A 23,174-nucleotide genomic window follows, 5' to 3' on the forward strand; every position below is an offset into this window, starting at 1 on the left:
ATCGATTCTCGGGCGGCCGGGCAACACCCGGCTTTCGTCAAGCCCTTATGGTAAAAAATCCGTGGACAAACTGCCCCCCGAAGTGATTGTATTCAGTCAGATTCGGGGGGCCTTCGGGGGCCGGGTGCCCGCACCGGATCACAGTTCCCACGGGCGAGGTTCGGCCATGCCGGAGGCGGCTTCCGCTTCCTTCTCCGCGCGTGCGGATTCGAGTCTCACGATCTCCTGGCCCATGCGGAGCCCGGACCCGCGTCTCGGCCAAGCCGAGCGCTGGCTGCGCTACGCCGTGCCGGGAACGCTCGCGGTGTTCCTGGCCTGTCTCGTCGGGCTGGCCGCGCTCCACATCCAGGGCCAGCGGGCCGAGATCCTGGCGGGCGCGAAGGCCGAGGTCGAGGGCTTCGCCCGGCTGGCCGCCCGGGCGGTGGGTCCGGCCGGCACCGTGGCCGAGGACCTGCGCGCCCTGATGCCCGAGAGCGAGCGGCATCCCGGCCGCCGCCTGCTGGTGGTCCGCCCCGATACCCGGATCGTCGCCGCTCATCCGCCGCTGCCCGCCGACCGGACGACCCTCGCGGCGGTGCTCGGCGACAGCGAGCCGCTCTCCGGCCTCGGCGAGCGCGCCGGCGCCATGGCCCTCGAACTTCCCGGCGGCGAGAGCGTGCTCGCCGCCATGCACAGCCTGCCCGGCGGCGCGGGACAGGTGGCGGTGCTCCAGCCCGTCGAGCCGCTGCTGCGCGGCTGGAGCGCGCGCACCCGCGACCAGATCGTCCTGATCGCCGCCGCCGCGATCGTCATCGTCGGCGTCGGGCTCGCCTACGGCCTCCAGACCCGCCAAGCCGCCCGCGCCGACCGCGCCCGCGAGCAGATCCGCGGTCGCCTGGAGACCGCCCTGCGCCGGGGCGCCTGCGGACTGTGGGACTGGGACATCGCGCGCGGCCGGATCTACTGGTCGGATTCGATGTACACCCTTCTCGGCTACAGGCGGCAGCACGAGTACCTCTCGTTCGGGGACGTCAACGGCCTCGTCCATCCCGACGACGGCGACCTGTACAGCCTCGCCCGGGGGCTCGCGGCCAACCAGACGCATGTCGACCACGCCTTCCGCATGCGCGGCGCCGACGGGGCCTATGTCTGGTTGCGCGCCCGCGCCGAGGTCGTGGCCGACGCCGCCGACGGCGGCCGCCACCTCGTCGGCATCGCCAACGACATCAGCGAGCAGCGGGCCCTGGAGGAGACCAACGCCGCGGCCGACATGCGTCTGCGCGACGCCGTCGAGGCGATCTCGGAGGCCTTCGTGCTCTGGGATACCGGCAACCGCCTGGTCCTGTGCAATTCGAAGTTCCGCCACCTCCACGCGCTGAGCCCCGAGGATGCGCAGGCCGGCCGGAGCTACACCGACGTCATGGGCCGCGGCGTGCTGCCCCAGGTCCGGCGGGAATCGCCCGAGGCCGGGATGGCGCTGACCGGCATGGCGGCCCGCACCTTCGAGGCCGAGCTCAGCGACGGCCGCTGGCTGCAGATCAGCGAGCGGCGCACCAAGGACGGGGGTTACGTCTCGGTCGGGACCGACATCACCAGCCTGAAGCGGAATCAGGAACAGCTCCTCGCCTCCGAGCGCGAGCTCATCGAGACCGTGAAGGACCTCAAACGGTCCCGCCGCACCCTCGAGCTCCAGACCCAGCAGCTCGCGGACCTCGCCGAGCGCTACCTCGACCAGAAGGCGGCCGCCGAGGCGGCCAACCAGGCCAAGGCCGAGTTCCTGGCCAATATGAGCCACGAGCTACGCACGCCGCTCAACGCCATCATCGGCTTCGCCGACGTGATGGAGAACGCCGTGCTCGGCCCGCTCGGCACCCCGCGCTACACCGAGTACTGCCGCGACATCCGCGAGAGCGGTTCGCACCTGCTGTCCATGATCGACGACATCCTCGACATGGCCCGGCTCGAGGCCCGGCGCGTGCGCCTGAGCCCGCGGGCGATCTCCGCCGAGACCGCCGTCAGCGCGGCCCTCGCGCCCGTCGAGGCGGCCGCCCGCGAGAAGGCGATCACCGTCAGCGTCGACGTCGTGCCGGGGCTCGAGCTGCTGGCCGACCCGCAGGCGATCGGGCAGATCCTCGCCAATCTCGTGCAGAACGCCGTGAAGTTCACGCCGGCCGGCGGCCGCGTCGCGGTCCGCGGCCGCCGCGCCGGCGCCTGCACACACCTCTACATCGAGGACAACGGCATCGGCATCCCGCGCACCGACCTCGCCCGCCTTGGCCGGCCCTTCACGCAGGTCGAGCGACAGATGACCCGCTGCCACAAGGGTTCGGGCCTCGGCCTCGCCATCACCCGCTCGATGGTCGAGCTGCACGGCGGCTCGCTCCGAATCCGCTCCGAGGAGACGGTGGGCACCATCGTGCTCGTGCGGCTGCCGGCCACGCCGGCCGAGCGTCCGGACGCCCACGTTCCGGCCGCGTCAGCCAATCCTGCGACGGCCGGTTCCGCGTCGCCGACGCGCGAGGCGCCGCGGGCGGGCCGGACCGCGGCGGGCCGCACCGCCGTCGCCTGAGCGGAACCCTGAGCAGAGCCGCTCAGGGTCGCGGATCGAGCCCGCCGCGGCGTGCGAGACGCCCCTGTTCCGCGTGCCAGCGCGCATCGGCGACAGCGCGCGCGAGGCGCCGGATGCGCCAGCGCCGGTAGAGCGACAGGATCGGGTTGCCGCCGAGGCCGGCCTGATGGCGGCTGAGGCGTCGCAGCAGGTCCGGCAGCTGCGCCGAGGCTGCGTCGCCCGTGGCGATGTCGATGGCCCGCATCTCCGCCCGGAGCCCCGCCTTCCAATCGTCCATGATGCCCGCCTCCGCGATCATCGCGCGCCCCGCGCCGGCTGCCGGTATCCCTAGCAGCCCCCTCACCGTCTCTCCCGCGGCATGAGTACACGCCGGAAAACCCTCCGGTCCGGACCCGGGTTTGCTCCGCAGGTGGTCCGCTCGGCGGACCGGAGGTGGAGAATACGGCCGATGCGATCCAGAACAACGTACCGCTGCGCCCTGGCGCTCCTGCTCGGGCTCGCCGCCGGACCCGCCCTCGCGCAGAGCACGGGCTACGTCACCGGCTTCCCGGGCAAGGATCCCGCCGGCGACGAGGAGATCGGCTGGGGGCCGGCCTACCGGCCGGAGACGAGCTTCGCCCAGCCCGGCACGCCGCCGACCCCAGGCGCGATCGCGGGTCGCGCCTACCGTGCCCGGACTGGCCAAGGCGTCTACGACCAGGTGCAGGGCGACGGTCCGTACCGGGGCCGCTAGTGCCGCTTCCGCTCGGATCGCGGCGGGGGCGATGGTCGGTCCGGTGCCGAGCGGGGCGCGGGTCCCGTCTCCCGCACGGGAGAGATGGCGCGCGGCGCGTCTGCCGCGACCGGAATCGCGTCCTTCCAAACCGTCGCGATGCGGTCGGGAACGGCGCTAGCGCCGCCGCAGGGCCCGCCTCGCGGCCGCCCGCGCGTCCCGCTCGAACCGTGCGAGCCGGAGGCGCCGCTCCAGCGCGATCACCTGCCGACCGGGCGGGACGGCGATGATCTCGGCGACCGGAACCCGGTCGCGGTAGAGACCTTCCAGGGCCGATCCCTCCGACGTCGCCGAGTCGAGCCGGTCGGCGAAGGCGGTCTCGTGGCAGGCGCGCACGATCTCGGCTTCCAGCAGCAGGCCCGGGGCGTGGCTGCGCAGGTCCTCGTCGTAGGCGGTCTTCAGCAGGGTCGCGGTGCCGCCGTGGACCAGGGCGAGGCTGACGGCGACCGGCCGGCCGTCGAGGGTCAGCGCGTCGGCCCGGACGCCGACCGGACCCGGAGCCGCTGTGAACAGCGCCCGGGCCAGCGCGGCGCTCTCGGGCCGGCAGGCCATGGCGGTGCCGGCCCGCCCCTTCCACCCGGCGCGCTCCAGGTCGAGGAAGGAAGTCACGAGGCGGGCGAGGTCGGCGCCGGCCGTGGCGCACGCGTGGGCGACGGTTCCGGCCTCCGCCAGGCGGCGCGCCCGGCGGCGCAGATCCTTGAACCGCGCCCGATCGGGGTGATCGGCGAGGAACGCCGCGTGATCGGCGCGCCGGTCCATGACCGGGCGGTCGAAGCCCGCCACCGTGCCGATGGCCCAGCCGCGCGCGCGCATCGCCGCCAGCATCTCCGGCACGGCGCCCTCCCCGGTCGGCAGCAGCGGCCAGCGCCAGGCGGATCCGCCGGCGGCGGCTTCGAGGCCGGCCACCAGGGCAAGCGCGTGGGCGGCCCGGTCCGGGCCGTCGGCGATCAGGGGCGCCGTGGCGGTCACGTAGGGCGAGAGGAAGGGCCGCAGGATCCGGCCACCGAGTCCCGACAGGTCCCGGGCCGTCCGGTACGGCAGCAGCGCGACCAGCCGGCCGCCCTCGCGGACCGTGACGTAGCGGAGGGCCGCCGGCAGCAGCCCGGCGGCCCGATGGGCCTCGATGACGTGCCGCGAGAAATGCGGGTGCGGCGCGGCGCTCGCCGCGACCAGCGCGTCCCAGGCCTCCGGCTCCGGCGCGTCGCCGAGGGTGATCGCGCCTCCGGACGGCGCGCGGGGGGGGCTCGCCGGGATCATCGGACGGTCCCGGCGGCCCAGACCGGCGTCGGCAGCCCGTGGATCCGCCCCGCGGCCCGCGCCAGGAGGCCGGCCCGGCCCACGCTCGCCACCGCCACCGCCACGGCCGCGCCGAGGGTCCCGAGGGCCGGGACCAGGGCGAGGCACAGGCCGGCGGCGGTGAGGAGGCTCCCCGCCGTGAGGCCGGCGCAGAGCCGCTCTCCGCCCAGCATGGTCAGGAGATCCTCGCCCGGACCGAACAGGCTCGCCCCGACGCTGCCGGCGATCAGGATGCACAGGATCGGGACGCTGTCGCCGAGCCCCGGTCCGAACATGGCCAGCAGCAGGGGGCTGACGGCCAGGATCGCGCCGCCGACCACGAGCGTCGCGGCCGCCGTCAGGCGGCCCTGGCGCCGGACCAGTTCGGCGAGGAGGAAGCGGTTGGCCCGCGCCTGGGCGGCGCTGTAGCGCTGGAGCGTCGCCGCGCTGACCGCGTAGTGGACGAACACGACGAACTGCTGGATGCGCGTCGCCGCGAAGTAGACCCCGACCTCCGCCGGACTCACCAGGGCGCCGAGCACGACCACGTCGACGAAGGTGAAGCCGGCATTGGCGAGGTCGATCGCGGCGATCGGCAGGCCCGTGCCGAGCCACGTGCGCCACCGGTAGCGGTGCGGCCCGGGCGGCAGGTCCCGCCGGAGCCGGGCGGCGAGCAGGCCGGCCTGCAGGGCGGTCGCCACGGCGGCGGCGATCAGCATGCAGGCCATCGCGACCTCGGCCCGGGGCGGCGCGCCGAGCAGGATCGCCGCGACCATGCAGGCCATCATCAGGGTCTGGCGCAGGAGGTAGGGCGGCGCGATGGCGAGCCCGACCCAGTTCTGGCTGCGCGCCACGCCCTCGAGGTAATCCTGGAGCGCGAACAGCGGCATCACGCAGAGTGCGACCACGATCGGTGCCCGGTAGGCTGGGGCGAACAGGTCGGGCTCGAGCGCGAGCAGCGCCGCGCCGAGGCAGGCGACGGCGAGCGCGGCGCCGCCGGTCACCAGGGCGCCGGCCCGGATGTAGCCCCGCGCGAGGTCGAGGTCGCCCTGCGCCTGGTCGCCCGGCACGAACCGGCAGGCGCCCTGCGACAGGCCGAGGGTCAGGGTGTGGCCGAGCATCGCGGTCCAGACCCAGACCGACGCGAAGATCCCGTAGGCGTCCCAGCCCATCAGCCGCGCCGCGAGCACCTGGGCGCCGTAGGCGAAACCGGCCGAGCCGACGCGGATCGCGAAGACCGTCAGGGCAGCCCGCTGCGGACCGCCGCGCAGCGCCCGGAGGTGCCGGAACGCGAGGACAGGGAGGGCCGTGGCTGACACTACGCGCTCCGCGCCGGTCCTGAACTCGGCGGGAAGCCGATCTCTGGCCGTCCGGTCTAGCCCGGGGCGCGTTGCGGCTCGGTTAAGGGCGGCTGGGCCGGGGCCGCCTTCGGCTCCTTGGGCGCCTCCGTCCGCGTCAGCGAGGTGGCGATCGTCAGGGCCACGTGCTCGGCCATGCAGCGCAGGCCGAGGTCGTTGAGCCGGAACTGGCGGCCGAGCATGTGGCCCTCGCCCTTGTCGCTGCGGCGCGACAGGTACTGCAGCGCCTCGTAGCGGCGGACCAGCGGAACGCCCTGCTGGGTCGCGACGCTCCGCACCGCCTCGACGATCCGGTTGTAGTCGACGTCGGCCGCCATGCTGGCCGTGTAGATCGGGTCGACCAGCACCACGTCGATCCCGTGGGACCGCATCCAGCCCACGGCCTCGGTGAGCGCGCTCGCGAAGGCGTCGACGTCGACGCGGGCGATGGCGTCGTGGGTGCCGACCTGCCACACGACGAGGTCGGGCTCGGCCTCGGCCACCATGGTGCGCAGGCGCTCGGCGGCCCCGGAGGCGATCTCGCCCGGCAGGCCGCGGTGGTCGATCACCACGTCGACCCTCGGCAGGGCGTGCTCCAGGGCGGCCTCGAGCTTGGCCGGGTAGGAGGCCGAGGCCCCGGGGGCCGCGCTGCCGCCGATCGCCAGGATCCTGAGGGGACGGTTCTCCGCCAGCGCCGCCTTGACGGCGCCGAGCTGGGCGACGGTGTAGAGCTGCGCGCCGGGGACCCGGCATTCCTGCGACAGGGCCGGATCGTCCGCCGCCGGGACGGCCGCCTGCTCGGCCGCTCCGCCGGCGGTGCCCGACAGCAGCACAGCGGCCAGCGCCGCGGCGAGCCGGGTCCGCGTCATGCGCGGGGTCGCGCCGATCTGCTGCGGCTGCGCCATTCGACGAACCATGCCGTAAACCCCAGCCCGACCAGGCCCGAGCCGGCGACCAGCATATCGATCAGCGCGCCGCCGCCCGTCTGGAAACGCACGAGCTGCCCGATCAGGCTCAGGATCGAGCCCATCGAGAAGACAGCCAGTGAATTCCGGCCCATCTGAGTCAGATAGCCGACGACGCGGCCGATTCGGGGGGCCAGCCCTGCGTAAAGCGGTGCAAACGCTAACAATACCCCCAGAAAATGAAGCAGTCGCGCCGGGGTCAGGTAGGTCTTCTCGAACGTGAAGAGCAGCCGCGGCTCCGGAACGAGCATCGGATCCGGGCGGATCTCCGTCACCGCGAGCACGATCCCGAGGAGGACGATGACGACGCCCGCCGGGAACAGGCGCCGCGACCAGCGGCGCAGGGCGTCGGAGCGCAGGTTCCAGCCCTGCAGGACGAAGCCCAGCACCAGCAGGAGCTGCCAGCACAGCGGGTCGAAGAACCAGTCGCCCTCGCCCGGCCAGGACGGCACGTTCCACCCGAAGACGAGGCTCGCGAGATAGAGGCTGACCGACAGCCCCAGGGCCGCGAGGAGGCTGAAGCGGCCGACCAGAACGAAGACCGGCGCGATGCCGATCAGCAGCACGTAGAGCGGCAGGATGTTGAAGTAGCCGAGCTGGTAGGTCAGCAGCGCCATCCCGCAGACCGACTGGATCGGGTCCGCGAAGAAACCGCCGGCGTTGTGCCACTCGAGGATCAGCGGGTTGTCGAGCAGCAGCGCCGCGCCGGCGATGATGGCGAGCGCCAGCAGCATCACGGTGAGCTGCGCCCGGTAGACCTCGACGGTGCGGGCGAGGAGCCGCACCACGCTCCGGCCCGGCGGCTCGGGGGTGCCGTCGCGCCCGCGGGTGGCGATCCCGATCGACCAGCCGGCCAGGAACACGAACAGCTCGGCCGCGTCCGAGATGCCGTACTGCGAGAAGGTGTAGCGCTCGAAGGTGTTGCCCGGGATGTGGTTGATGAAGATCGTGATCAGGGCGAAGCCGCGCCAGAAGTCGATCGCGTTGGGGTCCCGCATCGTCGCGGCGGCTCCGGGTTTCGACGCTTCAGGATGGCGGCGGCGGGAACGCGGCCCCTGATACGGCGCCGCATCGGTTCTGCAAAGGCGAACAAAGGTGGGGATCGCGCGGCCCGATCGAACCGGAGGGTCACACCCGCGTTATGGCCCGGCACGGAGTTCCCGACCGATGATCCGCCCGCTCACGACCCTCGGCCTCGCGCTCGTCCTTCCGCTCCTGGCGGCCACCGCCGCGGCGGCGCAGGCCCAGACCGGCACCGGCGGCGGCCCCGCCTCGACCGCGACGGCGCCGAACACCTCGTCGGTCGGCCGCGTGATGCCGAGCCGCGGGGCCGGCGCGGCGACGCCGGACGACCGGCGCGTGCGCACGCCGCGCGAGGCGAAGAACGACAGGCTCATGCGCGGCATCTGCATCGGCTGCGCCCCCCGCTAGAGGGGCGGCGACCGAGCGCCGCCGGCGGGACTACTTGCCCCGGCGCAGGCGCAGATCGTCCTCGCTCTCGCGGGAGAGGCGCAGCAGGTTCTGCCCGTAGGCGGTCTTGGCGAACATCTCGCCGCGGGCCACGAGCTGGTCGCGGGTGATGAACTTCTGCAGGTAGGCGATCTCCTCCAGGCAGGCCACCTGAAGGCCCTGCCGGTTCTGCAGGGTGCGGACGAACTCGCTCGCCTCGAGCAGGCTGTCGTGGGTCCCGGTGTCGAGCCACGCGTAGCCGCGCGACATGCGCTCCACGTGCAGCTGGCCGCGCTGCAGGTAGGCCTCGTTGACGCTGGTGATCTCCAGCTCGCCGCGGGCCGAGGGCTTCACGTCGGCGGCGATGTCGAGCACCTGGTTGTCGTAGAAGTACAGGCCGGTCACCGCCCAGGTCGATTCCGGGTTCTGCGGCTTCTCGACGATCTTCGTCGGCCGCCCCGACTTGTCGAGGTTGACGACGCCGTAGGCCTGCGGGTTGTCGACGTGGTAGGCGAAGACGGTCGCGCCCTGCTTGCGGCTCGACGCGCGCTCCAGGAGCTCGCCCATGCCGGCGCCGAAGAACAGGTTGTCCCCGAGGATCAGCGCCACGTCGTCGTCGCCCACGAAGTCGCGCCCGATCACGAAGGCCTGGGCGAGGCCCTCCGGCCGCGGCTGCAGGGCGTAGGAGAACTTGAGGCCGAACTGCTCGCCGGTGCCGAACAGGCGCTTGTAGTTGTCGAGGTGCTCCGGCGACGAGATGATCAGGATCTCGCGGATGCCGGCGAGCATGAGCACCGAGACCGGGTAGTAGATCATCGGCTTGTCGTAGACCGGCAGGAGCTGCTTGTTGATCGACAGCGTGGCCGGGTGCAGGCGCGTGCCGGATCCGCCGGCCAGGACGATGCCCTTCATGGCTTGGAAACTCCCTCTGAGACCGGCCCGACGAGCCGGTCCAGGATGTCGTCGAGCGCCGCCTGCCAGGGCCGCGGCGCGATGCCGTAGGCGGCCGTGAGGCTGTCGGTGGACAGGCGCGAATTGGCCGGCCGCCGGGCCGGTGTCGGGTAGGCGGAGGTCGGGATGCCCTTGACCGGCACGGCGCGGCCGCCGCGCCGGGCCGAGCCCGCCACGATCGCCTCGGCGAAGCCGCACCACGTGGTGTCGCCCCGGTTCACGCAGTGGAACGTGCCGGCGGGCGCCTCCGGATCCGCCGCCATGGCCTGCGCGATCGTCGCGAGGGCGGCGGCGAGGTCGGCGGCCGAGGTCGGGCAGCCGTGCTGGTCGTTCACCACGGTCAGGGCGTCGCGCTCGGCCGCGAGCCGCAGCATCGTCTTGACGAAGTTGCCCCGGTGCGGGCTCACCACCCAGGCGGTCCGGACGACGGCGTGGCGCGGGTTGCCGGTGCGCACCGCCAGCTCGCCGGCGGCCTTGCTGGCGCCGTAGACGCTCTGCGGGTCGATCGGAGCGTCGGGCGCGTAGGCCCCGTCGGGCTTGGTCCCGGCAAAGACGTAGTCGGTCGAGACGTGCACCAGCGGGATGGATCGCGCCGCCGTGGCGGCCGCCAGGATCGCCGGCGCGAGGGCGTTGAGGCGCCACGCCGCGACGACGTCGGACTCGGCCTTGTCGACGGCCGTGTAGGCGGCGGTGTTGATCACCGCCCGGAAATCGCGGGCCGCGAGCGCCGCCGCGACGGCGTCCGCGTCGGTGATGTCGAGCTCCGCGCGGCCGGGCGCGTAGACGGTGACGCCGTCCGGCCAAGCCAGGGCCTGCAGCTCGGTGCCGACCTGCCCGGCGCCGCCGAGGACGAGGACGTCCATCAGCCGTTGAGCCCCAGGCGCTCGCCCTTGTAGCGGCCCTCGCGGATCGGGCGCCACCAGCCCTCGTTCCCGAGGTACCACGCAACGGTCTCCTCAAGCGCCTGCTCGAAGGTCTTCTGCGGGCGCCAGCCGAGCTCGGTCTCGGCCTTGGTGCAGTCGATCGCGTAGCGCCGGTCGTGGCCCGGGCGGTCGGCCACGAAGCTGATCAGCTGCTCGTGCGGGGCGCCCTGCGGGCGCAGCCGGTCGAAGGCCGCGCACAGCGCCTTGACCACCGCGAGGTTGTTGCGCACCGCGCGGCCGCCGAGCAGGTAGGTCTCGCCGATCCGCCCGCGCTCCAGCACGGCGACGAGGCCCTTGGCGTGGTCCTCCACGTGGATCCAGTCGCGCTCGTTCAGGCCGTCGCCGTAGACGGGCAGCTTCTTGCCCTCGAGGGCGTTGAGGATCATCAGCGGGATCAGCTTCTCGGGGAAGTGGCGCGGCCCGTAATTGTTCGAGCAGTTGGTCACTAGGACCGGCAGCCCGTAGGTCTCGTGCCAGGCGCGGGCGAGGTGGTCGGAGGCCGCCTTCGAGGCCGAGTAGGGCGAGCGCGGATCGTAGCGGCTCTCCTCCGTGAAGAACGCGTCGGGCGGCAGCGAGCCGTAGACCTCGTCGGTGGAGACGTGGAGGAAGCGGAAGGTCCTCTTCTCGGCCTCCGGCAGGGTCTCGTAATGGCCGCGGGCGCCGTCCAGCATGGTCTGCGTGCCGATCACGTTGGTGCGCACGAAGGCGCCCGGGTCGGTGATCGAGCGGTCGACGTGGCTCTCGGCGGCCAGGTGCATCACCGCCTCGGGCTTGAAGTCCGCGTAAGCCTTCTGCACGGCGGCGCGGTCGCAGATGTCGGCCTCGACCAGGCGATGGCGCGGGTTGTCGGCGAGCGGCGCCAGCGAGACCGGGTTGGCCGCGTAGGTCATCGCGTCGAGGGTGCAGACGTCGTGGCCGAGATCGTTGACGAGGTGCAGCACCAGCGCCGAGCCGATGAAGCCGCAGCCTCCGGTCACCAGGATGCGCATGGCGGATTACCTCTTCGGATCGATCGAGAACTGAGAAAGCCGGGGCAGCCTAAGACCGGCCGACGTGACAAAATTGCGGCCGGGCCGCGCTCTTCAGAAGACGCGGCCGAGATCGGCGAGCTTGGGCGCCCGGCGATCCTTGTCGGACAGGATCGCCGCCTCTCCCGAGACCGGCCACGGGATCCCGATCGCCGGATCGTTCCAGAACAGCGCGCGGTCGTGCTCGGGGCTGTAGTAGTCGTCGACCTTGTAGGCGACCATCACGTCGGGGGTCAGGGTGCAGAAGCCGTGCGCGAAGCCGTGCGGGATGTAGAGTTGCTCGCCCTTCTCGGCGTCGAGGGTGACGGCGACGTACTTCCCGTAGGTCGGCGAGTCGCTGCGGATATCGACCGCCACGTCGAGGATCGCGCCCTGCAGCACGCGGATCAGCTTGGCCTGCGCGCGGGGGGCGATCTGGAAGTGCAGGCCGCGGACCGTCCCCTGCGGGGCCGAGAAGGACTGGTTGTCCTGGATGAACGGCGTGGCGATCCCGGCCCGCGCCAGGGTGTCGGCCCGGAAGGTCTCCGAGAACCAGCCCCGCGCGTCGCCGAAGCGCTTCAGGACGATGCGCTTCACGTCGGGGATCTCGGTCTCGATGACGTCCATGCCAGCGCCCCTCTTGCGGATCCCGTCGGGAGGTCCAGCGGACGTCTCCGCGTCGGTCGTTCCGGGTCGCGCGCCCGCCTCGCCGACCACAACCTCGGTGATGCCCCGCGACTTCCGGTCATTCGCCGTCCGTGTCAAGGCGTGCCGGCTGCGGTGGCGTTCACGAGAGGGACCGATGACGGGCGGAGCCGGACCCGCTGTGGACGGCCTGCTGCGCGCCCAGCTGGCCGATCCGGCCTGCGCGTGGAGCCTCGGCGGCTACGGCGCCGGCGCCGTCTTCGCGCGGGAGCCCGACGAGCCGGCGTGGCCCCTCGGGGACGAAGCGGTCGGCCTCGTCACGGCCCGCGGCGCGCTCGCGATCCGGGCGTATCCGGATCTCAGGCCGTTCGCCTACGAGACCGGCTTCGCCGATGGCTGGAGCCAGGCGGTCGCGCTCTGCCTTCCCGAGGCCGCCTGCGCGATGGGCCGGCGCGCCGTCCTGACCGAACTGGGTCCCGACGGGGCGGCAATCCGGCCGGAGGACCGCGCCGCGCGCCTGTTCGATCTCGGACTCGGTCTGCGCGCCGCGGATGCCTGCATCCGGACCGCCGACCCCGCGCGGATCGCCCGCTTGCGGGCGCTGGCGGGCCGACCGCTCCTCGCCGCCGGCGCCGCGGCGATGCCGTCCGCTGTCATCTCGGGCCTGGACCAGATCGTCATCACCCGCATCGGTCGCGTCGAAGTGTTCGCGCCGGAGGCCGATCGGGCTGCCGCGGGGCCCGGGCCGCGGTGCCACGCGCTGCCGCAACTCCTGCGGCTCGCACGCACGCACGCGGCCACCGCGCCGATCCCGCCGGGTTGGATACCCTGCGGGACGCTGCATCCGGCCCATCCCGCGCGGGACGGGACAGGGCGACCGGTCCCGTTCGATGCCGGGCGCCACGCCGCGTTCGGACGCGTCCTCGACCGATGGGGTGATCCCGCGTTGGTGGCCCTGCGCCGCGCAGTGCTGGACGGCCAGGATCCCGATCCGCCGCGGGCGGACGGACGGTTCGCGCGCTCGGCGATCCGCGCGGCGCGCGCCCAGCTGAGGGCTGTCGTCAGGTAGTGCCGTCCCCGATCGCGTCCTGACGGTTCGGAGAGACGGCGATCCCGGTCGAGACAACCGCGCCGTAACTTCCTCTCCCGTGCGGGAGAGGGTCGGGGTGAGGGACGAGAAGCTTCAGGATCAGGCGCGCTCTCGGGTTGCCGACAGGCCGCGACTCGTCCGGATGGCCCTGATCCCTCACCCTGTCCCTCTCCCGCGCGGGAGAGGGGACCGGCGCCTCGTGCGGCACCGGCTCGGCGATCACGTCGTCCGAACCCGATCCCGGGACCGAATCCGGGCCGCTCAGGGAATGCCGATCATCTTGTGGGTCTGCAGCGAGAGCCGCCAGCGGGCGTCCCGGCGGCAATAGGCGATCGCCGCCTCGGTGCTGGCGGCCCGGTCCGGGCCGTCCATGGGCTGGAGGAAGCGGTGCTGGAAGGCGAGACCCACGAAGGCCGCCGGATCGGCGTCCGCCTGCGGGTAGACGAGCTTCAGCTCGTGGCCGGAAACCTGCGCGAGGGCGTTGCTCCCCTTGGGGCTGACGCAGATCCAGTCGATCCCCGGCGGGGCCGGCAGCGTGCCGTTGGTCTCGATCGCGATCTCGAACCCGGCCGCGTGGACGGCCTCGATCAGCGGCGTGTCGAGCTGCAGCAGCGGCTCGCCGCCGGTGAAGACGACGTAGCGGTTCTCGGCGCCGCCCGCCCAGGTGGCGGCGATCGCGTCGGCGAGGGAGGCCGCGTCCGCGAACCGCCCGCCGCCCTCCCCGTCCATCCCGACGAAGTCGGTGTCGCAGAACCGGCAGGCCGCGGCGGCGCGATCGGCCTCGCGCCCGGACCAGAGGTTGCATCCGGCGAAGCGGCAGAACACTGCGGCACGGCCCGCCTGCGCGCCCTCCCCCTGGAGCGTGTGGAAGATCTCCTTGACCGCGTAAGCCACAACCGTCCCAGTCACCGCCGCGCGCGATCCGGCCCGCGCGCTCGGCCTGCACATAAGCCGTGCCGCGCCCGCGGGCCACCGACAACCGCGCCGTGCAGACCCGCGATGTGATCTCGCCTTGCTCTTGCCACGGTGGGCTCGTTCATGCCGAGATGCAGTCCGGCGACCGCCTCAGGCCGACCGGGTTGCGCCGCTCTCCGGCTGGCCGGCCGGAAATCCGACGCCCCCCGGCGTCGATCCAGGCGATCCTCTGACGAGTCGGGCTCGAATGTCCTCTTCTCTCTACCGACGCCTCACCGTCGGGCTTGCGGCGCTGACGGGTCTGCTCGGGGCGGGCCTGGTCGGGATCGGCGCAGCGAACGCCGTGACCGTGCCGATCCTCGTGGCCGACGTGGATTCCGGCAAGGTCATCTACGCGCAGGCGCCGACCGATCCCTGGTACCCGGCCTCGATCACGAAGCTGATGACGACCTACGTCGCCCTGGACCTCGTCCGGCAGGGCAAGGTCTCGCTCGATTCGATGATCACCATCTCGGCCGCCGCCGCCGCCGAGCCGCCCTCGAAGATGGGCTTCAAGCCGGGGACGCAGCTCACCCTCGACAACGCCCTGAAGATCATCATGGTCAAGTCGGCGAACGACGTCGCCTACGCGATCGGCGAGTCGCTCGGGGGATCCGTCGAGAACTTCGCCGCCCTGATGAACGAGACCGCGCAGCGGATCGGCATGCACGACAGCCGCTGGTACAATCCCAACGGCCTGCCCGACCCGCGCCAGTGGACCTCGGCCCGCGACATGGCGGTCCTCGCCCGGGCGCTGATCCGCGACTTCCCGGATTCCCACGACCTGTTCTCGATCTCGGCGATCCAGTTCGGCCGCGCCGTCATGGCGAACCACAACGGCCTGCTCGGGCGCTATCCCGGCACGGACGGGATGAAGACGGGCTTCATCTGCTCGGGCGGCTTCAACGTCGTGGCGACCGCCACGCGCAACGGCCGGCGGATCGTCACCATCGTGATGGGGCAGCCGAGCCCGCGCGAGCGCGACGTGAAGACCGCCGACCTGTTCGACTACGCCTTCGGCCAGAGCGCCGGCTGGTCGAGCCCCACCCTCGACGCGCTCCCGGCCTCCGCGATCCCGGCGCCCCCGGACATGCGTCCCTTCGTGTGCGGCGGCAAGAAGCCCCCGGCCATCGAGGACGGTCCCGGCGCGCTGAGCGCCCCTGGCTCGGCCGCGCAGCTGATCGGCGGCTCGGCGGCGAACTCGCCGGCCCTGGCGCTCGCCGCGTTCTCCAACCCGGCCCTGCGGGCGCGGTCCCTGCCGCCGCGGGCGCCGCTCCAGCCGATCGCCGTGTGGGTCGGCCGCAACCCGGCCGAGGGCCAGCAGATCCTCGAGGCGCAGGAGGCCGAGCAGAAGGCCGCCGCCGCCAACACCCGCGCCGCCAAGCTCGAGGCCGCCAAGGCCAAGCGCGCGGCGGCCCTGGAGGCGGCCAAGCAGGCGCGCGCGGCGCGCCTGGAGCGGGCCGAGGCCGCGAAGGCCGCCGCCAGGACCGCCCCGAAGGTCGCCGCGAAGCCGGCCCACGGCGTGCCCCGGAACGCCAGCGCCTACACGTCGGACGTCACGCCCGGGATGCCGGAGGCGAAGCCCGGGAAGGGCCTGACCAAGCCGGCGCCGAAGGCGGCCACCCACAAGCCGGCGCCCACCAAGGCCGAGACGAAGCCCGAGACGAAGTCCGACAAGGCGGCCGCGAAGGCTCCGGCCAGGAAGCCGGCCGCCAAGAAGGCGGCGGCCGACGAGTAGGCCCGCGCGGGTGTCCGGCCGCCCGCCGCGTTGCCGCGGACGCCGGCACACCCCACTTCGCCGCCTATGTCAGAGTCTTCCGCCCCCACTCCGGACCCGCGCCGCCCGGAGCCGATCCCGCTGACCGTGCTCACCGGCTTCCTCGGAGCCGGGAAGACCACCCTGCTGAACCGGCTGCTGCGCGATCCCGCCCTCGCCGACACGGTGGTGATCGTCAACGAGTTCGGCGAGATCGGCCTGGACCACCTGCTGATCGAGACCGTCGACGAGGACATGATCCTGCTCGGCGCCGGCTGCCTGTGCTGCACGGTGCGCGGCGACCTGATCGCGACCCTCGAGGATCTGCTGCGCAAGCGCGACAACGGCCGGATCCGGCCGTTCCGGCGGGTCGTCATCGAGACGACGGGCCTCGCCGATCCGGCGCCGATCCTGCACGCGCTGATCTACCACCCCTACCTCGTGCTGCGGTACCGCCTCCAGGCCGTGGTGACGGTGGTGGACGCGGCTAACGGCGCCGCGACCCTCGACGCCCATCCGGAGGCCCTGCGGCAGGCCGCGGTCGCCGACCGGATCGTGCTGACCAAGGCCGACCTCGCGGGTGACCTGTCGGGGATCCGCGCGCGCCTGACGGCGCTCAACCCGGCCGCCCCGATCGTCGCCCCGGATGCCCCCGCGGAGACGCTCCTCGGCGGCCTGTTCGGCCTCGACGGCAAGACCGCCGACGTGCGCGCGTGGCTCGGCGACGCGGCGCTGGCGCAGGCGGACCATCACCACGCCGACGTGAACCGCCACGACGCGTCGATCCGGGCGATCTGCCTGACCAGCGCGGCGCCCATCCCGCGCCCCGCCTTCGAGATGTTCATGGATCTCCTGCGCTCCGGCCACGGGCCGAAGCTGCTCCGGCTCAAGGGCCTGGTCGCCCTCGCCGACGATCCCGGGCGTCCCCTCGTCGTCCACGGGGTCCAGCACGTGTTCCACGCCCCGGTCACCCTGCCGGAATGGCCGGATCCCGACCACACGTCGCGGCTCGTCCTGATCCTGCGCGATCTCGATCCCGCCTTCGTGCGCCAGCTCTGGGACGCCTTCCTCGGCCGCCCCCGGGTCGACGCGCCGGATGCCGCCGCCCTCACCGACAACCCCCTGGCGATCCCCGGCCCCTGACGCCGGCGGTCGGCACCGTCCTTGAAGCCCTCGACGCGAAGGGCGCCCCGGAGGCGCCGGGTCGTCCCGGATCGGGACGGATCGTCGAGAGGCAGGACAGGCGGATGGTGCGACGCTTCACCGTGATACAGGGCGGGCTGTCCGAGCGGCCGGACCTCGCGGCCGCGCCGGAGCCCGATGCCGGCCCCGAGGCCGGGACCTGGCGGGTCGATCTGCGGCGACCCGGCGCGGTCGACGGGGCCTCCGTCGCCGCGTGGCGGGCCCTGCTGGTGCGGAACGCGGTCACCGACCCGCTGCGCGACCCGGACCACCTCCTCCCGCTCGCCCAGCACCGCCCGTCCGGTCGTCCCGTCGCGGTCGCCCTCGCCTGGAGCCGGGACGCGCGCGACGGCCACGAGACTCTGCGCGGCGTCGTCCCGCTGGCGATGCCGCATCCGGTCTGGGGCAGCCGCGCCCGGCCCTGGCAGCCCGCGGAGCCCGACGCGGCCGCCCTCGTGGAGCGCGCCGCCGCGGAGGCCGTCGACCGGGCGCTGCGGGAGCGGCTCGGGGCGCTGCGCCGCCCGGTCCGACTGGTCGGCGATCCCGCGCCCGCCCGGGATCCGCAGCCGCGGCGCCCCGTCCTGGCGGCCGGCCGCCCGGCGCGCGCGCGGCCGATCCCGGCCGGGAACCTGATCGGCGTGCGTCCCGACGGCTGGGAGCCGGCGGAGACCGAGATGCTCGCCGTCACCGAGCCGGGAGCGGTCCGCGACGCGGTCGAGACCTTCCTCGCCCTCGACGCCCGCACCGCCGCGCGGCCGATCATCGCCGACCCGGCCGAGGCGTCGCTGGTCCGGGTGGTCACCCGGCTGTTCGCCCGCCGCGGCGCGCTGCGGGTCGAGTTCCGCCGCCGGGCCGGCGCGGTCGTCGCCGGAACGCTCCACCTCTGCGCCGGCGCCAACGCTGTGCCCTGGCGCCGCGTTCGGGCCTGAGCGGTCGACGGGCGGTCAACGAGCGGTCGACGAGCGGTCAATCCGCCGCGTCCGGTACGCCTGTCGACGGGGGCGGGCGGCCCTAGCTGGCCTCCATGACCCGCGACCTGCCCCACGGCGTTCGACCCGCTCCGCGCCGGAAGGCGGCCGCACGGACGGCACGGCGGCCGCGCGAGGCAGGCGAGGCCGACCGGGTGGCCACGATCCTCGCGCGCCTCGCCGAGAGGGACCCGGATCCGAAGGCCGGATTCGACCGCACCGACCCGTTCCGCCTGCTCGTGACCGTGCTGCTCTCGGCCCAGTCCACCGGCCCGACCGTCTCGCGGATCGCGGAGGCGCTGTTCTCCGAGGCCCGCGATCCCGCCGGCATGGCGGCGCTGGGGGAGGCCCGGATCACGGAGATCGTCCGGCCGGTCGGTCTCGGGCCATCCAAGGCGCGCAACATCGTCAAGCTGTCGGCGGTCCTGCTCGCGGAACACGGCGGCGCCGTCCCGTGCAGCGCCGCGGAGATGCGTCGCCTGCCGGGGATCGGCCGCAAGAGCGCCGAGGTCACGGCGAACTTCGCCTTCCACGAACCGGTGATCGCGGTCGATACCCACATCTTCCGGATCTCGAACCGGATCCCGCTCGCCCCGGGCCCGACGGTCGACGCGGTGGCCGACGGTCTCGCCCGGATCGTGCCCGACGCGTTCAAGGACAACGCCCATGTCTGGCTGTTCCGGCACGGGCGCGACATCTGCACGGCGCGGAATCCCGCCTGCCCCCGATGCCCCGTCTCGGACCTGTGCGCGTGGCCGAGCAAGGCGACGGCCTAGACGCTACTCGTCCTCGCCGAAGCGGTTGGCCAGCAGGGCCTCGATGGCGTCGAGGCAGCTCTCCGCGTCCGGGCCGACGGCGGTGACGGCGACGTGCGTGCCCATGGCGGCCCCGAGCGTCAGCAGGCCCATGATCGAGCGCCCGCCGACCGTCTCGCCGGCCCGGGTGACCGTCACGGCGGCGTCGTAGCGCTCGACGGTCTGCACGAACTTCGCGGAGGCGCGGGCGTGGAGGCCGCGCCGGTTGATGATCGGGAGCTTGCGGAGAAGGCCGCCCTCCGGAACCGGCGGATCGTCATCGGTCTCGAAAAGCTCGTCCATCGCCCGTGGTGTTTCCCGCCCGAACGGCGGCCCTGGCGGCCGCCTGCGCTGAACCTAAACCATTGACCGGGCATGTCGATCCCGCAGTGCCCGGGGCGCGGGCGAGCGGGCGGCCGTGTGCCCTCGCCGGCTACCACTCGTACTCGGCGCCGACGCCGAGGCTGGTGCGGCCGTCGCTCCCGGCCTCGCCCTTCAGCTTGATCCGGCGGGTGACGTCGACGTCGACGCCGACGGCGGTGTCGGCGGGCTTCGCCCCGGCCTTCACGCCGACGCTGACCCGATCCGAGATGTAGCGCGAGGCGCCGATCGCCGGCCCGCCGCTCGCGCCGGTGGAGACGTCGAGGCTGTCGAGGCCGAGGCTCTTGCGCGCCTGCTCGAACATGTCCGGACCGGCGGCGCCCCCGGAGAGCTGGGCGACCGCCTGGGCGAGCTGCAGCGCCTGGAACGGCGACAGGCCGGCCGACGCCTTCTTGAACAGGATCCGCGACAGGATCTCGTCCTGCGGCAGGACCGGGTCCGAAGTCAGGGAGAATTGCGGGGCGTCCGCGAAGCCCGAGACGGCGATGCGGGCGGTCACGTCGGTGGCCTTGGTCTCCGCGACGAAATCGAGTTCCGGCGTGGTCAGGCTGCCGGCGAAGGTCAGCCGGCCGCGGCTGAAATCCAGGCGCTGGCCGACGAGCTCGAACTGTCCGCGGCGCAGCGAGAAGGCGCCGTTGGCGATGGGCGACGCGGAGGTGCCGGTGACGCGCAGCGCCCCGCCGAGTTCGGCGTCGATGCCGCGCCCGCGCACGAAGATGCGGCTCGGCGCGTCGATCGTCACGTCGAGGGTGGCGTCGAACGGCACGGCCGGCTTCCCGCCCCGCCGCCCATGCCGGGTCGCGGCCTTCCGCTCCGCCCGCTGCGCCAGGCGCGCCCGCAGGGCCGGCGGCGTGTTGACGTGCCGGACACCCGGCAGCGGCCGGATCGTGGCCGGCAGCCGGTCCGGAACCGCGACGTCGATCGACACGACGTTCACCCGGCCGCCGATCCGCGGCGTCCGCGCCAGCGGCCCCGCCAGCGTGATGTCGAGGCTCGACACGGCCGTCATCAGCGGACTCGACACGAGCTCGGCCTTGTCGGCGACGACGTGGAAATTGCCCGGGAAGTCGGGCGCGAGGGAGACGCGGCCGGTGACGGAGACCTGGCCGCCGTTGCGGGCGGTCGCGGTCAGGCGCTCGACCACGACGCTGTCGCCGCGGCCGGTGACCCGACCCTCGATCCCGGTGAAGCGGAGCCCGTTCAGCGGATCGGTGAAGCTCCCGCCGCTCAGCACCGCCGCGCCCTGCGCCCGCGGCGCCGCCAGGGTGCCGGTGACGCCGCCGTCGATGGCGACCTTGCCGGTCACGCTCTGGCCGCCGACGCTCAGGAGGGAATTGGCGAGGGCGGCGTCGAGCGTCCCGCGCGCGCGCAGGTCGAGCGGCCCCCCGGCCTCCACGGGCAGCGACCCGGAGACCGTCAGGGCGACGCCGCGCCCCGCCGTCACCCGGCCGTCCAGGCTCGCCTGTCCGTCGGACAGCGTGCCCTTCGCGGCCGCGTCGATCGCCGGCAGCCCGGCCTGCCGCGTCTGCGGAGCGACCAGCTTGGCGACGCTGACCGCGTAGCGCCCCTCCGGTCGCGTCGCGGGGCCGCGGAGGTCCGCCTCGCCGTCCAGGGTCCCCGAGAGGGCCAGATCCGGCGCGGCGATCCGGGCGAGCGACAGGGGCAGGGACCGGATCGCCACTCTGAGGTCGAGATCCCGCCCGGCGCGGCCCGCGACCGTGACGCGGCCGGAGCCCGCCGCGATCGACAGGCCGTCGATCACCGCGCCGCCGTCCCGGAGGGTGATCGCCGCCGGCCCGGTGAGGGCGAAGCGGTCGTTGCCGCGGGCCGCCGACAGGCGCTGGATCTCGATCCGCGTGTCCGCGGCCGGGACGACCCGCGCGGCACCGTCGAGGGTGAAGCCGCGCGCCCGGGCGGTGAGGCTCACGTCGCTGAAGGCGGGCGTGCCGTTCGCGAGGAGCCGGATCGTGTCGACCTGCTGGCCGGCGGCCACGAGCCGGTCGGCCTCGACGCGCCCGTCGAGGACGGGGTGGGCGCGCAGGTCCCGTCCCGAGAGGTCGGCGTCGAGCCGCGCGAGGGCCGTATCGCCGTAGCGGAGACCGGCCCCGGTGGCGCGGACGGTCACGTCCTGGCGCCCGCCGTCGCGGGCGAGAGTCAGCGCGGCGTCGAGGCGGCCCGAGACCGGTTCCGGGACCAGGGGCGCGATGTCCGTCAGGTCGCCGGCCCGCACGGTGAGCGCGCCCGCCGACAGCCACGTGTCGGCCGCGACCGTCGCCTGGCCGGCGACGGAGACCGAACCGAGATCGAGGCCGAGCCGGTCGAGGACCCAGTCCGGGCCGACGCGCGCGAGGTGCGCGCCGCCGGTCAGCGCCTTGCCGCCGACGTCGCCGCCGAGCCGGACCGTGCCGTCCGGCGCGAGGAGCGCGTCCCGCAGGACGGCCTCGACGCGCAGATCCCGGATCGGCTTGCCGGCCGCGGTGGCGGCGGGCGCCGTCAGGGTCGCGGTCACGTCCGGATGCTCCAGGGATCCGGTCAGGCGCGCGTCGACGCCGGCCTTGCCGGTGAGGCGCCCGTCGAGATCCGCGAGGCTCTTGAGGTCGACCCGTCCGGCGACGTCGGCACGGGTCGTCGTCGCCTCGCCCTGCAGGGTGGCGGTGACGCCGGAGCCTTCCAGGCGCAGATGGTCGAAGCCGTACCCGTCGAAGGTCTGGGACACGCGTCCCTGAAGGCTCGGCGCGCGGCCGAGGGCGCGGTCCGCCGCCCGGATGCCGGTGACGAGACCGCTCGTCGTCACGGCGAGGTCGGCGGCGACGGCCTTGCGCGCCGGATCGCCGCTGAGCCGCGCCTTGGCGTCGAGGCTGCCCGCGAGGCCCTGGCCCGCGAGGCCCGAGAAGACGGACAGGTCCGGCAGCGCCGCGTCGAGGGTGCCGGTCAGGGTGTTCTGGCCGACCCGGCCGGCATAGGCGGCCCGCGCCGTGTCGGAATCGAGCTTGAGCGCCGCGACGTCGACCACGCCGTCGGCACCGGCCGAGGCCCGGAGCGTCACGGTCGCCCGGCTGCCGATGGCCCGGCGCAGGGCCGGGTCGGAGAGCGTCAGCCCGTCGATCCGGCCGTCCGCCGTGACGGCGAAGCGCTGCGCCGACGGCTCGCCCTGCGGGTCGATGCCGAGGCTCGCCTCGATCCGGTCCAGGCTGGAATCGCGGCTGCGCAGGGCGGCCGCGTCGAGGTGGCCCCGGACGGTGGGCGCCGCCAGAGGCCCCTTGAGGCTGCCGTCGAAGACGAGCTTGCCAATCTCGGCCTCTCCGGCCCGGGTGACGTCGCCCTCCGTCGGCAGGGCACGCGCCTGCAGGGTCAGGTCGGCGACCCGGTCGCGGGTGAGGCTGCCGCCGGCCGCCAGGCGCGCCGTGCGGGAGGTCAGTTCCAGCCGGTCAATCCGGAAGGCGCCGCTGTCCGCGAAGGACAGGCCGCCGTCGAGCTTGGTGGTGCCGGCGAAGATCGCCGCCGCCGGACCGGGCATCAGCCCCTCGATTCGCGCCGCGAGGTCGAGGGCGAGCCGCCGCTCGGCCCCGATCCGGGAGATCTTCGCCCCGCCCTTGGCGCCGATGTCGGGTCCCGCCGTGAAGTCCAGCTTGGCGCCCCAGGCGTCCAGCGTGCCCGTTCCGTCGAGCTCGAAGTCGATCGGCGGGGTGCCGGGCAGGTTGGCGGCCTTCGAGAGCAGGCCGCCGGCCGGCTCGACGAGGTTCGCCTTCAACTCCAGCCGCTCGCCGTTCGGCACGAACAGCAGCGACAGCAGGAAGCGGCCCGGCGCGTCGAGGCGCTGCGCCCGGGCCTGGAGGTCGAGCCCCTCGCTGGCGGCGCCGAGCTTCGCCCGGCCCTCGGCCGAGAGCCGCGCCGGCTGCCCGGCCACCGCCTCGCCCAGCGTCAGCTCGGCCAGCTTGAATCCCTTGATCTCGACCTTGACCGGGAGGTCCGGGAGGAGCCGCCCGTCGGGCTTGGCCTCGGGCGGCGGCGGGCCGGGGACCGGCCGGCGCAGGACGTCGAGATGCCCGATCTCGAGGCTGTCGACCTCCAGCCGGCCCGACAGGAGGGCGAGCCGCCGCCAGACGATGCGGGCCCGGTCGAGTTTCAGCCAGACGCCGTCGCGGTCGCTGATCGCCACGTCCCGGATGGTGGCGTC

20 protein-coding genes (1 of these 20 only partly in view) are annotated in these 23,174 nt (G+C 73.9%); 8 read left to right on the top strand and 12 right to left on the bottom strand.

Annotated elements, in window-relative coordinates; translation table 11 throughout:
- Positions 1-166 precede the first annotated feature (166 nt).
- Entirely contained in the window at positions 167-2,548 is a 2,382-nt protein-coding gene (locus BKE41_RS13130) for a PAS domain-containing sensor histidine kinase (RefSeq protein WP_070999539.1), read from the top strand.
- Between the two features lie 22 nt (positions 2,549-2,570).
- Here BKE41_RS13130 and BKE41_RS13135 read toward each other — a convergent pair whose 3' ends face one another.
- Complete coding sequence (locus BKE41_RS13135; RefSeq protein ID WP_012319338.1) at positions 2,571-2,825, bottom strand: hypothetical protein; 255 nt, start codon at positions 2,823-2,825, stop codon at positions 2,571-2,573.
- A gap of 171 nt (positions 2,826-2,996) precedes the next feature.
- Here BKE41_RS13135 and BKE41_RS13140 point away from each other — a divergent pair, with 171 nt between their 5' ends.
- Positions 2,997-3,281 carry a hypothetical protein gene (locus tag BKE41_RS13140; RefSeq protein WP_029360272.1) on the top strand — a complete coding sequence of 95 codons (285 nt, stop codon included), beginning with the start codon at positions 2,997-2,999 and terminating at the stop codon, positions 3,279-3,281.
- A gap of 156 nt (positions 3,282-3,437) precedes the next feature.
- On the opposite strand, the gene BKE41_RS13145 is transcribed toward BKE41_RS13140, so the two are convergent.
- From BKE41_RS13145 to BKE41_RS13160, 4 genes are read right to left on the bottom strand one after another with little or no spacing between them, the layout of a single operon-like run.
- The gene (locus BKE41_RS13145) at positions 3,438-4,577 is read right to left on the bottom strand and encodes a GNAT family N-acetyltransferase (protein ID WP_029360275.1); all 1,140 of its coding nucleotides are present in this window, start codon (positions 4,575-4,577) and stop codon (positions 3,438-3,440) included.
- On the bottom strand, positions 4,574-5,914 hold the full coding sequence (locus tag BKE41_RS13150; RefSeq protein WP_070999540.1) for a lipopolysaccharide biosynthesis protein: 1,341 nt from the start codon (positions 5,912-5,914) through the stop codon (positions 4,574-4,576). Before BKE41_RS13150 ends, BKE41_RS13145 begins: the two co-directional genes overlap by 4 nt.
- Before the next feature lie 56 nt (positions 5,915-5,970).
- Complete coding sequence (locus BKE41_RS13155) at positions 5,971-6,837, bottom strand: GDSL-type esterase/lipase family protein (RefSeq protein ID WP_024830010.1); 867 nt, start codon at positions 6,835-6,837, stop codon at positions 5,971-5,973.
- Positions 6,798-7,895: an OpgC domain-containing protein gene (locus BKE41_RS13160; RefSeq protein WP_070999541.1), complete on the bottom strand. Its 1,098-nt coding sequence runs from the start codon at positions 7,893-7,895 to the stop codon at positions 6,798-6,800. The genes BKE41_RS13155 and BKE41_RS13160 overlap by 40 nt, the downstream gene beginning before the upstream one ends.
- Positions 7,896-8,064: 169 nt before the next feature.
- Between BKE41_RS13160 and BKE41_RS13165 the strand changes: the two genes are divergently transcribed.
- The gene (locus tag BKE41_RS13165; protein ID WP_070999542.1) at positions 8,065-8,328 is read left to right on the top strand and encodes a hypothetical protein; all 264 of its coding nucleotides are present in this window, start codon (positions 8,065-8,067) and stop codon (positions 8,326-8,328) included.
- 30 nt (positions 8,329-8,358) lie between these two features.
- Here the strand turns inward: BKE41_RS13165 and rfbA are convergent, their stop codons facing one another.
- From rfbA to rfbC, 4 genes are all read right to left on the bottom strand, one after another.
- Positions 8,359-9,258, bottom strand: a complete 900-nt coding sequence (gene rfbA, locus BKE41_RS13170) for a glucose-1-phosphate thymidylyltransferase RfbA (RefSeq protein WP_056534087.1) — start codon at positions 9,256-9,258, stop codon at positions 8,359-8,361.
- On the bottom strand, positions 9,255-10,160 hold the full coding sequence (gene rfbD, locus BKE41_RS13175; RefSeq protein WP_070999543.1) for a dTDP-4-dehydrorhamnose reductase: 906 nt from the start codon (positions 10,158-10,160) through the stop codon (positions 9,255-9,257). The genes rfbA and rfbD overlap by 4 nt, the downstream gene beginning before the upstream one ends.
- On the bottom strand, positions 10,160-11,209 hold the full coding sequence (rfbB, locus tag BKE41_RS13180; RefSeq protein ID WP_012319347.1) for a dTDP-glucose 4,6-dehydratase: 1,050 nt from the start codon (positions 11,207-11,209) through the stop codon (positions 10,160-10,162). Before rfbB ends, rfbD begins: the two co-directional genes overlap by 1 nt.
- Positions 11,210-11,302: 93 nt before the next feature.
- The gene (gene rfbC / locus BKE41_RS13185) at positions 11,303-11,854 is read right to left on the bottom strand and encodes a dTDP-4-dehydrorhamnose 3,5-epimerase (RefSeq protein ID WP_070999544.1); all 552 of its coding nucleotides are present in this window, start codon (positions 11,852-11,854) and stop codon (positions 11,303-11,305) included.
- A 175-nt stretch (positions 11,855-12,029) separates the two neighbouring features.
- Here rfbC and BKE41_RS13190 point away from each other — a divergent pair, with 175 nt between their 5' ends.
- Positions 12,030-12,941, top strand: coding sequence for a hypothetical protein (locus BKE41_RS13190; RefSeq protein ID WP_012319349.1), 912 nt, complete (start codon positions 12,030-12,032; stop codon positions 12,939-12,941).
- A gap of 282 nt (positions 12,942-13,223) precedes the next feature.
- Here BKE41_RS13190 and queE read toward each other — a convergent pair whose 3' ends face one another.
- A complete protein-coding gene (gene queE / locus BKE41_RS13195; protein ID WP_012319350.1) occupies positions 13,224-13,856 on the bottom strand; it encodes a 7-carboxy-7-deazaguanine synthase in 633 nt (210 codons plus the stop codon).
- 268 nt (positions 13,857-14,124) lie between these two features.
- Here queE and BKE41_RS13200 point away from each other — a divergent pair, with 268 nt between their 5' ends.
- The 4 genes from BKE41_RS13200 to nth all read left to right on the top strand — a co-directional run bounded on the left by BKE41_RS13200 (position 14,125) and on the right by nth (position 18,598).
- The gene (locus BKE41_RS13200) at positions 14,125-15,654 is read left to right on the top strand and encodes a D-alanyl-D-alanine carboxypeptidase family protein (protein WP_063111960.1); all 1,530 of its coding nucleotides are present in this window, start codon (positions 14,125-14,127) and stop codon (positions 15,652-15,654) included.
- A gap of 66 nt (positions 15,655-15,720) precedes the next feature.
- Positions 15,721-16,815, top strand: coding sequence for a GTP-binding protein (locus BKE41_RS13205; protein WP_029361357.1), 1,095 nt, complete (start codon positions 15,721-15,723; stop codon positions 16,813-16,815).
- A gap of 104 nt (positions 16,816-16,919) precedes the next feature.
- Positions 16,920-17,783: a hypothetical protein gene (locus tag BKE41_RS13210; protein WP_024830002.1), complete on the top strand. Its 864-nt coding sequence runs from the start codon at positions 16,920-16,922 to the stop codon at positions 17,781-17,783.
- A 95-nt stretch (positions 17,784-17,878) separates the two neighbouring features.
- Complete coding sequence (nth, locus tag BKE41_RS13215; protein WP_070999545.1) at positions 17,879-18,598, top strand: endonuclease III; 720 nt, start codon at positions 17,879-17,881, stop codon at positions 18,596-18,598.
- A gap of 3 nt (positions 18,599-18,601) precedes the next feature.
- On the opposite strand, the gene BKE41_RS13220 is transcribed toward nth, so the two are convergent.
- A complete protein-coding gene (locus BKE41_RS13220) occupies positions 18,602-18,919 on the bottom strand; it encodes an HPr family phosphocarrier protein (RefSeq protein WP_012319355.1) in 318 nt (105 codons plus the stop codon).
- Positions 18,920-19,049: 130 nt separating this feature from the next.
- Positions 19,050-23,174, bottom strand: partial view of a translocation/assembly module TamB domain-containing protein gene (locus tag BKE41_RS13225; protein ID WP_070999546.1) — the 3' portion only. Its footprint extends 231 nt past the window's final position; the window shows 4,125 of its 4,356 coding nt (coding positions 232-4,356); the start codon falls outside the window, past its right edge — the gene reads right to left on this strand; the stop codon is at positions 19,050-19,052.

Origin of the sequence: Methylobacterium sp. C1 (genome assembly GCF_001854385.1) — a bacterium.
In the GTDB taxonomy this organism is placed as follows: Bacteria; Pseudomonadota; Alphaproteobacteria; order Rhizobiales; family Beijerinckiaceae; genus Methylobacterium; species Methylobacterium radiotolerans.